We start from the raw sequence: 15,259 nt of genomic DNA, 5'->3' as shown, positions 1-15,259 counted from the left end.
CACGAAAACCGCCCGGCGGGATCAGGCCGCCTGGGCCTGCTCCAGCTTTTCCGAGGCCGAAAGCCACATCGCCTCGGCCTTGTCGAGCGCCTCCATCACCTCGGCGTATTTCTTGTTCCAGGTGTCGAGCTCGCCCTTGCGGCCATCCTCGTAAAGCTCGGGGTCGGCGAGCTTCTTGGCCAGCTTGTCGCGCATGTCGTTGAGCTTGGCGAGCCGGTCCTCGCATTTGCGGACCTCGGCGCGCAGGGCCAACATCTCCTCGCGCGAGGTTTTCTTGGGCTTTTCCACGACTTTCGGCACGGGTTTCTCCACCTCGTCACCGGCCAGAAGCTGCTTGCGGTAGGCCTCCAGATCCTCGGTATAGGGCGTCACCGCGCCGTTCTTGACCAGCCATAGCCGGTCGGCCACCAGGCCCAGAAGGTGCATGTCATGGCTGACTAGCACGACAGCACCCTTGTACTGGGTCAAGGCCTCCACCAGGGCCTCGCGGCTTTCGATGTCGAGGTGGTTGGTCGGCTCGTCGAGGATCAGCAGATGCGGTGCCTCGATGGTCGCCAGCAAAAGCGACAGCCGCGCCTTCTGCCCGCCCGACAGGCGGCCCACCGCGGTCTCCGCCTGATCCGGCCCAAGGCCGAACCCGGCCAGCCGGGCCCGCAACCGCGCCTGCATCTCGGTCGGCTTGACGCGCTGGATGTGCTGCAAGGGCGTCTCGTCGATATGCAGCTCATCGACCTGGTGCTGGGCGAAATAGCCGATGCGCAGCTTGGAGGAGCGGGTGATCTTGCCCTCCGACGCCTCGAGCTTGCCGGCGAGCAGCTTCGACAGGGTCGATTTGCCCTGCCCATTGCGGCCCAGCAAAGCAATCCGGTCGTCCTGGTCGATGCGCAGGTTCAACCGCTTCAGGATCGGCGGCCCGCCATAGCCCACGGCGCAATTGTCCATGTTGATGATCGGCGGCGCCAGCTCTTCGGGCTCGGGGAAGGTGAAGACCACGGCCCGCGCCTCTTCCGGCGGGGTGATCAGGGTCATCTTCTCCAGCATCTTGACGCGCGACTGGGCCTGCACGGCCTTGGAGGCCTTGGCCTTGAAGCGGTCGACGAAGCTTTGCAGATGGGCGCGGCGGGCGTCCTGCTTCTTGGCCTCGGCGGCCTGATTGGCACGGCGCTCGGCCAGCTGGCGGGCGAACTGGTCATAGGGCCCGTTCCACAGCGTCAGCTTCTTCTGGTCCAGATGCAGGATGGCGCCAACGGCGCGGTTCAGCAACCCGCGGTCGTGGCTGATGATCAGCACGGTATGGGGGTACTTCTGCAGATAGCTTTCCAGCCAGAGCGCGCCTTCAAGGTCCAGATAGTTGGTCGGTTCGTCCAGCAGCAGGTAATCGGGCTGCGAGAAGAGAACCCCCGCCAAGGCCACCCGCATCCGCCAGCCGCCCGAGAAATCCGAACAGGGCCGCCGCTGCGCCTCGGGATCAAAGCCGAGGCCGCGCAGGATCGAAGCGGCCCGCGCCTCGGCCGACCAGGCGTCGATGTCATTGAGCCGCGCCTGGATGTCGGCGATGCGGTGCGCATCATGCGCGGTCTCCGCCTCGGCCATCAGGGCGGCGCGCTCGGTATCGGCCGCCAGCACCGTGTCGATCAAGGACACATCCGACCCCGGCACCTCCTGCGCCACCCCGCCGATGCGGGCACGGCTCGGCATCGAGATCGACCCGCCCTCCAGCGCCAGCTCGCCCTTGATGATGCGGAAGAGCGTGGTCTTGCCCGCGCCATTGCGCCCCACGATGCCGACCTTGTGGCCGGTGGGAATGGTGGCAGAGGCGCCTTCAAACAAAGGCCGGCCTTCGACGGAATAGGTGATGTTGTCTATCTTGAGCATGGGCAGGGCCTTGCCCCACCTTGGCGCCGGGGTCAAGCGGGGAAGGCGGGAAAGCGCGCGCCCGGACCCAAGCCGGAGGGACTTCGCGTCCCTCCGGACCTCCCTGCGGAGTATTTGGACAAAGCGCAAAGGCAAGAGCCCCTTTCCCTTGCTCTCTGCCAAATACTCTCGGGAGGGCACGGGAGGGCGGACAGCCCTCCCGCCGCAGGCACAGGATGACCGCGCAGTCACCGCGCGCGCCCCGGTTTCCACCGCGCCGACGTTCAGCGGTAGGATGGGCGATGCGCCCATCTTTGCGGGACCTGGCAAGCCGCAGACCGGTGCATTTCCCGGCAGATGCGCCTAGAATTTCATCACCGGGGCGCAGGGTGTGAAAATTGCGCGCGCGGCTTTCCGGCAGGCCAGCCGCCGGACAATTCCCCTCCGGCACTCCTGTCACAGGATTGCTGCTTTCCAATTTCCGGCCCGCATGCTAGAGGCGCGGCAATCTTTCCGGCGTGGGGCCCCGTTCCGCGCCTTTTTCTATGGAGTAGCCCACATGGCCATCGAACGTACCCTGTCGATCATCAAACCCGACGCCACCAAGCGCAACCTGACCGGCAAGATCGTTGCCAAGTTCGAGGATGCCGGCCTGCGCGTCGTCGCCTCCAAGCGCATCCACCTGACCGCCGGTCAGGCTGGCGAGTTCTATGCCGAGCACAAGGAGCGCGGCTTCTACGGCGAGCTCTGCGAGTTCATGTCCTCCGAACCGGTCGTCGTGCAGGTTCTGGAAGGTGAAGGCGCCATTGCCAAGAACCGCGAAGTGATGGGCGCCACCAACCCGGCCAATGCCGCGGAAGGCACGATCCGCAAGGAATTCGCCCTCTCGGTCGGCGAGAACTCGGTCCATGGTTCGGACAGCGCCGCCTCCGCCGCGCGCGAAATCTCGTTCTTCTTCTCGGGCCTCGAACTGGTAGGCTGACGCCAGCGGCGCCGGGTCAGGCCCGGCGCTGGACCACCCCGAAGAAATCAAGGGCCGCTTCCAGCTCGGAGCGGCCTTTTGCATGGGTTTCAAGGAGCAGCGCGTCGAACTTCACGCGCAGCGCCTTCTTTTCCTCGCCCTTGCAATCGTTCCAGGGCCGGCCCTGCAGCGCCATGACCAGCACATAATAGCCGATGAAATGCGGCGGCGTTCCGGTCAAGAGGCTGCGCCGATAGGCCTCGTGGGCGCCAAGCTCGCGTAACTCTTCCGCCGTGGTGATGCCGGCGCGGGCGAATTGCGCCTCCGAGGCCGGGCCGAGGTTCTTGATCGTCGAGATGGCTGCCATCACGCCACGTTCACCCTTTGTCTCATCCGCAAACAGAACAGGGGCCAGCCTAACGGCGGACCCCCGGTGTTGCCAAGTCGCTTCTGAGGTGATCGCGCCGCAAGGCGCGGGTCAGAAGGCCGCCCAGTCGCGGATGATCGGCTTGGGCGCCGGTTGCGCGCCGCCGGTCTGCTGCGGGGTGGTCTGGCTCTGGCCCGATTGCTGGCCCTGCGGCGCCGGGGCGCTGCCTTGTTGCGTGGTCGTGTGGGACATGATCTGCTCCATGGTCCGGTTGCGGCATTCCGCCTGTCTTTTCGTTATCTACCGGGTCTGGGGCCTCTTGAGGTCTGAACCAAGGTATATTCGCGTCATTTAGTGGGGCTTTGTCACGGTTGCAACGGTCTGCGAGCGCTAGCAGAGGCGCTGCCGATCACCTCTGCGCGACCTTCCGCCGAGGTCTGCACGGGCTGTTTCAGCGCCGGGGCGCAGGGCCGGGCCTGCGGGCGCCGGCGCAGGCCGATTCCAAGCGCGATCCGGCGAAATGCTGCCCTGCAGCATCACCTAAGTTCCCAAAGCGATTTGAAAAATCACCAATGCTGTAAAACTATGCGATTAGGGAAGATTTCCCGAACTGTTTGCGGTAACAGTAAAGCGGTTTGAAACGGCATGCTTTGGCCCTGCCGCAGGGCCTCGCTGCTTGACGGTGGCGTAAAGCTCACTAGGCTTGATCGTGAAGAATAATAACCCGGTGGACAAGACAGTGAACGATCTGAGCCTCACCCCGAAGATCTTGCAGGCAGATGTCTTGCGGCATCTGACCTCGACCCTGGGCAAGGACGTGCCCAATGCTTCCGTTTTCGACTGGCGCATGGCGCTGTCCTACGCGATCCGGGACCGGATCGTGGACCCGTGGTTCACCTCGACCCGCAGGACCTGGGGCGAAGACCGCAAGCGGGTCTATTACCTGTCGATGGAATTCCTGATCGGGCGTCTTCTGGAGGATGCCACCGTCAACCTCGGCCTGCGCGACACCGCGATCGAGGTCATGGCGGGCTTTGGCCAGGACTTCCGCGAGATCGTCGAGGACGAGCCCGATGCCGCGCTCGGCAATGGCGGGCTTGGCCGCCTGGCCGCCTGTTTCATCGAAAGCATGGCGACGGTGGGTTGTCCGGCCTACGGCTACGGCATCCGCTATGAACATGGCCTCTTCCGCCAGCGTTTCGTCAATGGCCAGCAGGTGGAGGCGGCGGAAGACTGGCTGCAGCACCGCAATCCGTGGGAGTTCGAGCGCCCCGAGGCCAATTACACCATTCCCTTCAAGGGCACCGTCGAAATGCGCGACGGGCGCGAGGTCTGGGTGCCGGGCGAGACGGTCTTCGCCTCGGCCTATGACATGCCGGTGATCGGCTGGCAGGGCAAATGGGCCAATACCTTGCGGCTCTGGTCGGCCCGGCCCACCACGCTCTTCGACCTCGACCGGTTCAACCGCGGCGACTATGCCGCCGCCGCCGAGCCGGAGGCGCTGGCCCGCACCCTCAGCCGCGTGCTTTACCCGGATGACACGACCTACCAGGGCAAGGAGCTGCGCCTGAAGCAGGAATTCCTGCTGACCTCGGCCGCGCTGCAGGACATCCTGCGCCGCTATCTGGCCAACCACACCGACCTCAAGGCCCTGCCGAAGTTCGTGGCGATCCAGATGAACGACACCCACCCGGCCATCGCCGGGCCCGAGCTGGTGCGGCTTCTGACCGACGAACACCACATGCCCTTCGACGACGCGGTCAACACCGCGCGTGGCTGCCTGGGCTATACCAACCACACGCTTCTGCCCGAGGCCCTGGAGCGTTGGGCCACCTTCACCTTCGGCAATGTCCTGCCGCGCCACATGCAGATCGTCGAGCGGATCGACGCCTGGCACAAGAACACCTATCCGACCCGGCCGCATTACGTCGGCATCGTCAAGCACCACGAGGTGCGGATGGGCGAACTGGCCTTCGTCATGGCGCACAAGGTCAACGGGGTTTCGGCGCTGCACTCCGACCTCGTCAAATCCTCGCTCTTCCCCGAACTGAACGCGCTGCACCCCGACCGGATCATCAACGAGACCAATGGCGTGACCCCGCGGCGCTGGCTCAAGATGTGCAACAAGCCGCTGTCGGGCCTGATCACCGACACGATCGGTTCAGGCTGGGAGGACAACCTCGACCGCCTGAAAGAGCTCGAACCCCATATCGAGACCAAGAGCTTCCGTGCCGGCTTCGATGCGGCCAAGCGCGCCAACAAGGTGGCGCTGGCCACCTGGGTCAAGGGGCAATGTGGCGTCACGGTCAACCCGGATGCGCTGTTCGACATCCAGATCAAGCGCATCCATGAATACAAGCGCCAGCTGCTGAACATCCTGCAGACCGTCGCCCACTGGAACCGCTTGCGCGAGAATCCCGGCGGCAACCATGTGCCGCGCGTCAAGATCTTTGGCGGCAAATCGGCGCCGGGCTATGCCGTGGCCAAGGAAATCATCCATCTGATCAATGACGTGGCCGCCACGATCAACGCCGATCCGGTGACGGGCGATCTGCTCAAGATCATCTACCCGCCGAACTACAACGTCTCGATGGCCGAGCACCTCGTACCGGGGGCGGATCTGTCCGAACAGATCTCCACTGCCGGGAAAGAGGCTTCGGGCACCGGCAACATGAAGTTCATGATCAACGGCGCGCCCACCATCGGCACGCTGGACGGCGCCAATGTGGAAATCCTGCAAGAGGTGGGGCCGGAGAACTTCTTCCTCTTCGGCATGACCACTGACGAGGCCAACAAGCGCCGCGAGGACCCCGAACATTCGAGGAAAGCCATCGAGGCGAGCCCGGCCCTGCAGGTCGTGCTGCAGCAGATCGCCGAGGGCCGCTTCTCGCCCGGGCAGGCCGACCGCTACCACGATCTGGTGCACCGCGTCTGGCACTACGATTATTTCCTCGTGGCCTCGGATTTCGATGCCTATGATGCGGCTCAGGGAGAGGTGGACAAGGCTTTCGCCGACCGCGAACGCTGGACCCGGATGGCTGCGATGAACACCGCTCGCTCTGGCTTTTTCTCGTCGGATCGCACGATCCGCAACTACATGCACGACATCTGGGATATCCCGTCCGCTTTGTGACGGGCGTCCCCTGGACGAAAGGACGCGACATGACGCTACCCACCCTCGATTCCGGCGCGGCAGAGGCAATCGTAGAGGGGCGTCATGGCGATCCTTTCGCCATTCTCGGTCCGCATCCGCGTGGCAAGGACTGGGTGGTGACGGCCTTCGTGCCCGGCGCGGCCCGCCTGTCGCTGGTGCCGGCGGGCAAGGGGGCCAAACCGGTCGAGGCGACCGAGGTGGCAGGCTTTCCCGGCCTGTTTCAGGTCGCCCTGAGCAAGAAGACCGCCTACCGGCTCCGCGCCAGCGCCGAGGGGGCGGAGTGGGAGTTTGACGACGCCTACCGCTTCGGCCCCGTCCTCGGCGAGATGGACGAATATCTTCTGGGCGAGGGCACCCATCGCCGCCTCTGGCAGGTGCTCGGCGCGCATCTGATCAGCCATGAGGGCACCGAGGGCGTCCATTTCGCCGTCTGGGCCCCCAATGCACAGCGCGTCTCGGTGGTGGGCGATTTCAACATCTGGGACGGCCGGCGCAACCCGATGCGGCGGCGCGGGGCGACCGGGGTCTGGGAGATCTTCATCCCCGGCCTGCGCGACGGCAGCAGCTACAAATACGAGATCCGCACCCCGAATGGCGCGGTGATGCCGCTGAAGGCCGATCCGGTCGGCTTCGGCTCGGAACATCCGCCGGCCAATGCCTCGGTGGTGCGCGACATCAGCCCGCGGACCTGGGAGGATGCCGAATGGATGACGAAGCGGCAGGCCCTGCAGAACATCGAGGCGCCGATCTCGGTCTATGAGGTGCATCTGGGGTCGTGGCGGCGGGCGCCGGGCAACCGGATGCTGTCCTACCTCGAAATGGCCGAACAATTGGTCGATTACGTCGCCGGCATGGGCTTTACCCATGTCGAGATGCTGCCGGTTTCCGAATATCCGTTCGACGGAAGCTGGGGCTACCAGCCGGTTGGCCTCTTTGCCCCGACGGTGCGCCACGGCACGCCGCAGGAGTTTCGCGTGCTGGTCGAGGCGGCGCACAAGAAGGGGCTCGGCGTCCTGCTCGACTGGGTGCCGGGGCATTTCCCGACCGATGCGCATGGGCTGGGCCATTTCGACGGCACGGCACTTTACGAACATCAGGACCCGCGCGAAGGCTTCCATCAGGACTGGAACACGCTGATCTACAATTACGGCCGGATCGAGGTGTCGAACTACCTGATCTCCAACGCCTTGTACTGGCTCGAGGAATTCCACGTCGATGGGCTGCGCGTCGATGCCGTGGCCTCGATGCTCTACCGCGACTATTCCCGCGAGGCGGGGCAATGGGTGCCCAACAAGGACGGCGGGCGCGAGAATTACGAAGCCATCTCGATGCTGCAGCGCGCCAATACGATCTGCTACGGCGAGGTCGCAGGCATCATGACCGTGGCCGAGGAGAGCACGGCCTTTCCCGGCGTCTCACGCGCCGTCGATGGCGGTGGGCTTGGCTTCGGCTTCAAGTGGAACATGGGCTGGATGAACGACACCCTGTCCTACATGCAGAAAGACCCGATCTACCGGAAGTACCACCACCACCAGATGACCTTCGGCCTCGTCTATGCCTGGTCGGAAAATTACATCCTGCCGATCAGCCATGACGAGGTGGTGCATGGCAAGGGCTCGATGCTGTCGAAGATGCCGGGCGGGCCTTGGGAGAAATTCGCCAACCTGCGCGCCTATTACGGTTTCATGTGGGGGCATCCGGGCAAGAAACTTCTGTTCATGGGGCAGGAATTTGCCCAGGGGGCGGAGTGGAACCACAACCAGAGCCTCGACTGGCACCAGCTCGACATTCCCGAACATGCGGGCGTCCAGGCGCTGGTGCGCGATCTGAACCGGGTCTACCGCGAGAACCGCGCGCTCCATGTCAACGACACGCGGGCCGAGGGTTTTGCCTGGATCGACGGCGGCGATGCCGAAGGTTCGACCTATTCCTGGGTCCGGCGCGGCAAGTCGGGCGACCCTGCGGTGGTGGTGATCTCCAACATGACCCCGGTGGAGCGGCGGATCCGGCTGGGCCTGCCCGCGATGGGGTCGTGGAGCGAGATCCTGAACACCGATTCCGCGCTATATGGCGGCGGCAACCGTGGCAACATGGGCGGCCTCAAGGCCGAGGCGGAACCGTGGAACGGCCTGCCGCAAAGCGCCATGGTGACGCTGCCGCCGTTGGCGACGCTCTATTTCCGTCAAGATTGAAGTGATTACGCGGCAGGAGACCGCACATCTCGGGAGGATGACATGACACCAAAACCCAATGCGCGGCTGTCAAGCCAGGCAATGGCCTTCGTTCTGGCCGGCGGGCGCGGCTCGCGGCTGAAAGAGCTGACCGACCTGCGCGCCAAACCCGCCGTCTATTTCGGCGGCAAGACGCGGATCATCGACTTTGCGCTGTCGAACGCGCTGAACTCGGGCATCCGCAAGATGGCGATTGCCACCCAGTACAAGGCGCATTCCCTGATCCGCCACATGCAGCGCGGCTGGGGTTTCCTGCGCGCCGAGCGCAACGAATACCTCGACATCCTGCCGGCGAGCCAGCGGATGGACGAGACCAACTGGTACCGCGGCACCGCCGATGCCGTGGCGCAGAACATCGACATCATCGACAGCTATGGCGTCAATTACGTCGTGGTGCTGGCGGGCGACCATATCTACAAGATGGATTACGAGATCATGCTGCAACAGCATGTGAACACCGGCGCGGATGTGACGATCGGCTGTCTGACCGTGCCCAAGGCCGAGGCGACGGCCTTCGGCGTGATGCATGTCGACAAGGACATGCGGATCACCTCATTCCTCGAGAAGCCGAAGGACCCGCCGACGATCCCGGGCGATCCGGCGCATTCGCTGGCCTCGATGGGCATCTATATCTTCGACTGGAAGTTCCTGCGCGACCTGCTGATCCGCGACATGGCCGATGACAACAGCCAGCACGATTTCGGCATGGACCTGATCCCCGCTATCGTGAAGAACGGCAAGGCGATGGCGCACAAGTTCAGCGACAGCTGTGTGAAATCGGGCTTGGAGACCGAGCCCTACTGGCGTGACGTGGGGACGATTGACGCCTTCTGGCAGGCCAATATCGACCTGACCGATTTCGTCCCGAAACTGGACCTTTACGACAATGCCTGGCCGATCTGGACCTATGCCGAGATCGTGCCGCCCGCGAAGTTCATCCATGACGAGGACGGCCGGCGCGGCTCGGCGGTCTCGTCGCTGGTGTCGGGGGATTGCATCGTCTCGGGGTCGGAGGTCAGGAACTCGCTTCTCTTCACCGGCGTGCGGACGCACAGTTTTTCCAGCCTCGAATATGCGGTGGTGCTGCCTTACGTCACGGTGCACCGCAATGCTTCCTTAAAGAACTGCGTGATCGACCGTGGCGTGGTGATCCCCGATGGTCTGGTCGTGGGCCAGGACCCGGAGGAGGACATGAAGTGGTTCCGCCGTTCGGAAAACGGAATTGTGCTGATCACGCAAAGCATGCTGGATGCGCGGGCGGCGAAGCTCGGCTAGGGTGGTCGTGACGGAGGCCGGGGGGCCAGCCCCCCGGACCCCCCGGGATATTTGGATCTGGATGAAAGGGGTTAAGCGATGAAACTCAAGGGCAGGGTTCTGTCGGTAGCCTCGGAATGCGTGCCGCTGGTCAAGACCGGCGGTCTGGCGGATGTGGTCGGCGCCTTGCCGGGGGCGCTGGCGCCTCTGGGATGGGAGATGCGGGTGCTGATGCCGGCCTACCGCGCGCTGCGGGCGCAGGCCCAGGGCTGGCGCGAGGTCTGGCATGAAGACGGGCTTTGGGGCGGGCCGGGGCGGGTTCTGTCGGGCGAGATCGACGGGCTGCAGGTGATGCTGCTGGATGCGCCGCATCTTTATGACCGCGAGGGCGGGCCCTACAGCGGGCCGGGCGGCGACTGGTGGGACAATCCGCTGCGCTTTGCCGCCCTGTCCTGGATCGCGGCGAAGCTCGCGCGCGAGGGCTGCGGCGATGGCTGGAAGCCGGATGTGATGCATGTGCATGACTGGCAGGCGGGCTTTGCGCCGGCTTACCTGAGCTACGGTGGCTCCAACGGTGTGGGCTCGGTCATCACCATCCACAACATCGCCTTCCAGGGCTGGGCCGAGGCGCGGCAGATCCACGAGCTGCGTCTGCCGCCCGATCAGTTCTATCCCGGTGCCCTGGAATATTTCGGCGGTCTGTCGAGCCTGAAGGCCGGGCTCGTCACCGCCGACCGGATCACCACCGTCTCGCCGACCTATGCCGCCGAACTGCTGCGGCCGGAATTCGGCATGGGGCTGGAAGGGGTGATGGGGGCGCGGGCCTCGGTCGTCTCGGGTATCCTGAACGGGGTGGATACCGCGATCTGGAACCCCGGGGCCGAGCCCTTGCCCTATTCCGCCACGGCGATGAAGGGCAAGGCCGAGGCGCGGGCCGCCCTTTGCGGCGAGTTCCATCTGAGCGTGCCAGGACCCCTCGCCATCATCGTCAGCCGGATGACCGACCAGAAGGGCATCGACCTAGTGCCCGAGGTGATGCCCGAGTTCATCGAGGCGGGCGGCGGCCTCGTCATCCTCGGCTCGGGCGATCCGGTGCTGGAGACGGCGGTGCGCAACCTTGCCGACCGCTATCCGGGCCGCGTCGGCCTCAGGATTGGCTATGACGAGACCTTGAGCCACAAGCTTTTCGCCGGCGGGGATGCGGTGCTGGTGCCCTCGCGGTTCGAGCCTTGCGGGCTGACCCAGATGTATGGCCTGCGCTATGGCACGCTGCCGGTGGTGGCGGCGGTGGGTGGGCTGGCCGATACGGTGATCCATGCCAATCCGGCGGCGATCTCGGCCGGGGTGGCGACGGGGATCACCTTCCATCCGACCGATGCCACGGCCTTTGCCACGGCGCTGCGCCAGTTGGTGGCGCTTTACGCCGATCAGAAGCTTTGGACCAAGGTGCAGAAGAACGCGATGAAGCAGGATGTGTCCTGGGCGAGCTCTGCCGCCGAATATGCCGCCCTTTACGAAGGCCTCGTCGGATGACCGGAACCCGAACGAACCTGCCCGGCAGCCTGCCGGGCATGACACCCGCGCCGGGGCGGCCTTGGCCGCTGGGCGCCTCTGTCGACGAGGGCGGCGTCAATTTCGCGGTCTTCTCGGCCAATGCCCATCTGATGGAGCTTTGCCTCTTTTCCGAAGATGGCCGCCGCGAGGTGGCGCGGATGATCATGGCCGACCGCGAGGATGACATCTGGCATCTGCGCGTCGATGGCATGAAGGCCGGCCAGCGCTATGGCTTTCGCGCCCATGGCCCCTATGCGCCCGAAGAGGGCCACCGCTTCAACCCGCACAAGCTGCTGATCGACCCCTATGCCAAGGCCTGGGACGGTCGCCTGCGCTGGTCGGATGCGCTGATGGGCTACCGGATCGGCTCCTCGCGCGGGGATCTGTCCTATGACACCCGCGACAGCGCCTTTGCCGTGCCGAAATCGGTGGTGGTGGACGAGCGCGCCCTGCCGCATCTGCCGCATGGGCCCTTCCATCCCCTGTCCGACAGCGTGATCTACGAGGCCCATGTCAAGGGCCAGACCAAGCTGCACCCGAACCTTCCCGCCGGCGCGCGCGGCACCTACAGCGGGCTCGCCCATCCGGCGATGATCGACCATATGGTCAAGCTGGGCGTGACGGCGGTGGAACTTCTGCCGGTGCAGGGCTTCTTCGATGATCGGTTCCTGGTGGCCAAGGGGCTGACCAATTACTGGGGCTACAACACGATGGGCTTTTTCACGCCCGAGCCGCGCTATGCCAACCGCAACCCGCGGGCCGAGTTCCGCGAGATGGTCTGGCGCCTGCATCAGGCCGGGATCGAGGTCATCCTCGACGTGGTCTACAACCACACCGGCGAAGGTGACGAGTCCGGGCCGACCCTGTCCTTCCGCGGCCTCGACAACCGCAGCTATTACCGGCTGGCGGGCGGCGGGCGGCATTACGCCAATGACAGCGGCACAGGCAATTCGCTGAACATCGCCCATCCGATGGTGCTGCGCATGGTGGCGGACAGTTTGCGCCACTGGGTCACGCATTTCGGGGTGGACGGCTTTCGCTTCGACCTTGCGACCTCGCTTGGGCGCGAGCCGGGCGGCTTCGACCCCGGCGCCGGTTTCTTCGACGTGCTGCGCCAGGACCCGGTTCTGGCTCGCGTCAAGCTGATCGCCGAGCCCTGGGACATCGGCCCCGGCGGCTATCAGCTTGGCGGCTATCCGCACCCCTGGGCCGAGTGGAACGACCGCTACCGCGACGGCGTGCGCCGCTTCTGGCGCGGCGATGCCGGGCTGACGCCGGATCTGGCCAAGCGCATCCTCGCCTCGGCCGAGAATTTCGACCATGGCGGGCGCAGTGCGACAGCCTCGGTCAACTTCCTGACCGCGCATGACGGTTTCACCCTGCAGGATCTGGTCAGCTTCACGGTGAAGCGCAACCTTGCCAATGGCGAGGACAACCGCGATGGCCATTCGGAAAACCACTCCGACAACCTCGGGGTGGAAGGCGCGACCACCGACCCGCTGATCACCGCCGCCCGCAACCAGCGCAAGCGCAACCTGCTGACCACGCTTTTGCTGTCGCAGGGCACGCCGATGCTGCTGGCGGGGGACGAATTGGGCCACAGCCAGGGCGGCAACAACAATGCCTATGCCCAGGACAACGAGACGACCTGGATCGACTGGGACAAGGCCGATACGCGGCTGACGGCTTTCGTCGCGAGGCTGGTGGCGATGCGCAAGGCCCATCCGGTGCTGCGCCAGCGCCGCTTTCTGCATGGCCGCAAGCGCCATCCCGACAGCCTGCCCGATGTGATCTGGCGCCATGCCGACGGGCGCGAGCCGCAGGCGGCCGAGTGGCACGACCCGGCCTTTCGCTGCCTCGGCGTCGAGCTGCGGATGGCGGCCTCGGGGCCGGCCGGGGCGGATGTGATCTTTGCCGTCTTCAACTGCGGGCCGGAACAGGCCCTGCGCCTGCCCGATACCGAAAAATCCTGGCGGCTGATCATCGACACCAGCCGCCCCGCAGCACCCGAAGCCCCGGCCACGCCCGGGCTGACCGTGCCCGCCAATTCCGTTCTTGTCTTTACCGCAGATCCGCAAGGAGACCCCAAATGAGCGTCAGAACCATCGCCACCCAACCGATCGCGGGCCAGAAGCCCGGCACCTCGGGTCTGCGGAAAAAGACCCCGGTCTTCATGGGCCCGCATTATCTGGAGAATTTCGTCCAGGCGATCTTCGATGTGGTCGGCGCAGAGGGTAAGACCTTCGTCCTCGGCGGCGACGGGCGCTATTTCAACGACCGGGCGGCGCAGGTCATCCTGCGGATGGCCGCGGCCAATGGCGCGGCGCGGGTGATCGTGGGGCAGGGCGCGATCCTGTCCACCCCGGCGGCGAGCCACCTGATCCGGCTGAACAAGACCGACGGCGGCATCATCATGTCGGCCTCGCACAACCCCGGCGGCCCGAACGAGGATTTCGGCGTCAAGTTCAACATGCCGAACGGCGGCCCGGCGCCCGAGGGCGTGACCGAAGCCATGTTCCAGCGCACCACCACGATCACCGAATACAGGATCGTCGAGGCGCAGGATGTCGATCTGGCGACCTTGGGCCGCAAGACGCTGGGCACGATGATCGTCGATGTGGTGGACCCGGTCAGCGACTATGCCGCGCTGATGGAGACTTTGTTCGATTTCGACGCGATCCGCGCGATGTTCGCCCGCGGCTTCCGGATGCGGATGGATTCGATGTGCGCGGTGACCGGGCCCTATGCGGTGGAAATCCTTGAGAAACGTCTGGGCGCCGTGGCTGGCACCTGCGTCAACGCCACGCCCTTGCCCGACTTCGGCGGCATGCACCCCGACCCCAACCCGACCTGGGCCAAGAGCCTGATGGACGAGATGTTCGGAGCCGATGCCCCCGATTTCGGCGCGGCCTCGGATGGCGACGGCGACCGCAACATGGTGGTCGGGCGCGGCATCTATGTCTCGCCCTCCGACAGCCTCGCGGTGCTGGCGGCCAATGCGCATCTCGCCAAGGGCTACAAGGCGGGGCTGAAGGGGGTGGCGCGCTCGATGCCGACCTCGGCCGCCGCCGACCGGGTGGCGGATGCGCTTGGCATCGGCAAGTTCGAGACGCCGACGGGGTGGAAATTCTTCGGCAACCTGCTCGATGCCGGCAAGGCCACGATCTGCGGCGAGGAGTCGTTTGGCACCGGGTCTGACCATGTGCGGGAAAAGGACGGGCTTTGGGCGATCCTGCTCTGGCTCAACATCCTTGCCGTGCGGGGCGAGACGGTGGCCGAGATCCTGCAGGGCCATTGGAAGACCTATGGGCGCAACTACTACTCCCGCCACGATTTCGAGGCGATCGAGACGGTGAAGGCCGATGCGATGATGGCGGCGCTGCGGGGTAAACTGGCGACCCTGCCGGGCACGGCGATCGAGGGCATGGTGATCTCTGCCGCCGATGACTTCGCCTATACCGACCCGGTCGATGGCTCGGTCAGCCTCAAGCAGGGCGTGCGGATCCTCTTTGCCGATGGCAGCCGGATCGTGCTGCGCCTGTCGGGCACCGGGACCGAGGGCGCGACGCTGCGGGTCTATCTGGAACGCTATGTGGCGGGGCCGGGCGATCTGGACCATGACGCGCAGGAGGCTTTGGCGCCGGTGATCCGGGCGGCGCATGGCCTGGCGGGGATTGAAGGCTTCACCGGGCGCGTGGCGCCGGATGTGGTGACCTGAACCGAGGCAGGGGGGGCTGCTCGCCCCCCCTGACCCCCCTCGGCAGGGGCGGCTGACGCCCCCCTGCACCCCGGTCGAGTATTTCTGCAGAGGGCAAGGGAAAGAAACGACCTTGAGGGGTCGGTTTGCGGCATGTCTTTTTACGCGCTTCGCCTTTGCTGAAGAA

The 15,259-nt window shown here is 65.3% G+C and carries 10 protein-coding genes; 7 read left to right on the top strand and 3 right to left on the bottom strand.

Translation table 11 applies throughout. The features are described 5' to 3' along the window. Positions 1–21 precede the first annotated feature (21 nt). Complete coding sequence (locus tag AC1DZT_RS03335) at positions 22–1,875, bottom strand: ABC-F family ATP-binding cassette domain-containing protein (RefSeq protein WP_478005182.1); 1,854 nt, start codon at positions 1,873–1,875, stop codon at positions 22–24. A 538-nt stretch (positions 1,876–2,413) separates the two neighbouring features. Between AC1DZT_RS03335 and ndk the strand changes: the two genes are divergently transcribed. Next, positions 2,414–2,836, top strand: coding sequence for a nucleoside-diphosphate kinase (gene ndk / locus AC1DZT_RS03330; RefSeq protein WP_478005181.1), 423 nt, complete (start codon positions 2,414–2,416; stop codon positions 2,834–2,836). 16 nt (positions 2,837–2,852) lie between these two features. Here the strand turns inward: ndk and AC1DZT_RS03325 are convergent, their stop codons facing one another. Continuing rightward, positions 2,853–3,182 carry a TfoX/Sxy family protein gene (locus tag AC1DZT_RS03325; protein WP_478005180.1) on the bottom strand — a complete coding sequence of 110 codons (330 nt, stop codon included), beginning with the start codon at positions 3,180–3,182 and terminating at the stop codon, positions 2,853–2,855. Positions 3,183–3,293: 111 nt separating this feature from the next. Then, positions 3,294–3,434, bottom strand: a complete 141-nt coding sequence (locus AC1DZT_RS03320) for a hypothetical protein (RefSeq protein ID WP_478005179.1) — start codon at positions 3,432–3,434, stop codon at positions 3,294–3,296. Positions 3,435–3,909: 475 nt separating this feature from the next. Here AC1DZT_RS03320 and AC1DZT_RS03315 point away from each other — a divergent pair, with 475 nt between their 5' ends. The 6 genes from AC1DZT_RS03315 (at position 3,910) to AC1DZT_RS03290 (ending at position 15,093) form a co-directional block, all read left to right on the top strand. Then, positions 3,910–6,315, top strand: a complete 2,406-nt coding sequence (locus AC1DZT_RS03315; RefSeq protein ID WP_478005178.1) for a glycogen/starch/alpha-glucan phosphorylase — start codon at positions 3,910–3,912, stop codon at positions 6,313–6,315. Between the two features lie 29 nt (positions 6,316–6,344). Beyond that, entirely contained in the window at positions 6,345–8,528 is a 2,184-nt protein-coding gene (gene glgB / locus AC1DZT_RS03310) for a 1,4-alpha-glucan branching protein GlgB (RefSeq protein ID WP_478005177.1), read from the top strand. A gap of 42 nt (positions 8,529–8,570) precedes the next feature. Then, positions 8,571–9,842: a glucose-1-phosphate adenylyltransferase gene (glgC, locus tag AC1DZT_RS03305; RefSeq protein WP_478005176.1), complete on the top strand. Its 1,272-nt coding sequence runs from the start codon at positions 8,571–8,573 to the stop codon at positions 9,840–9,842. A gap of 78 nt (positions 9,843–9,920) precedes the next feature. Next, positions 9,921–11,354 carry a glycogen synthase GlgA gene (gene glgA / locus AC1DZT_RS03300; RefSeq protein ID WP_478005175.1) on the top strand — a complete coding sequence of 478 codons (1,434 nt, stop codon included), beginning with the start codon at positions 9,921–9,923 and terminating at the stop codon, positions 11,352–11,354. Further along, positions 11,351–13,468, top strand: a complete 2,118-nt coding sequence (gene glgX / locus AC1DZT_RS03295) for a glycogen debranching protein GlgX (protein ID WP_478005174.1) — start codon at positions 11,351–11,353, stop codon at positions 13,466–13,468. The genes glgA and glgX overlap by 4 nt, the downstream gene beginning before the upstream one ends. Beyond that, positions 13,465–15,093 (top strand): alpha-D-glucose phosphate-specific phosphoglucomutase, encoded by a 1,629-nt coding sequence (locus AC1DZT_RS03290; RefSeq protein ID WP_478005173.1) that lies wholly within the window; start codon positions 13,465–13,467, stop codon positions 15,091–15,093. The genes glgX and AC1DZT_RS03290 overlap by 4 nt, the downstream gene beginning before the upstream one ends. Positions 15,094–15,259: the final 166 nt, after the last annotated feature.

The organism is Rhodobacter sp. P1_C2 (genome assembly GCF_056406375.1).
This window is presented reverse-complemented; position numbering and strand designations above follow the sequence as displayed.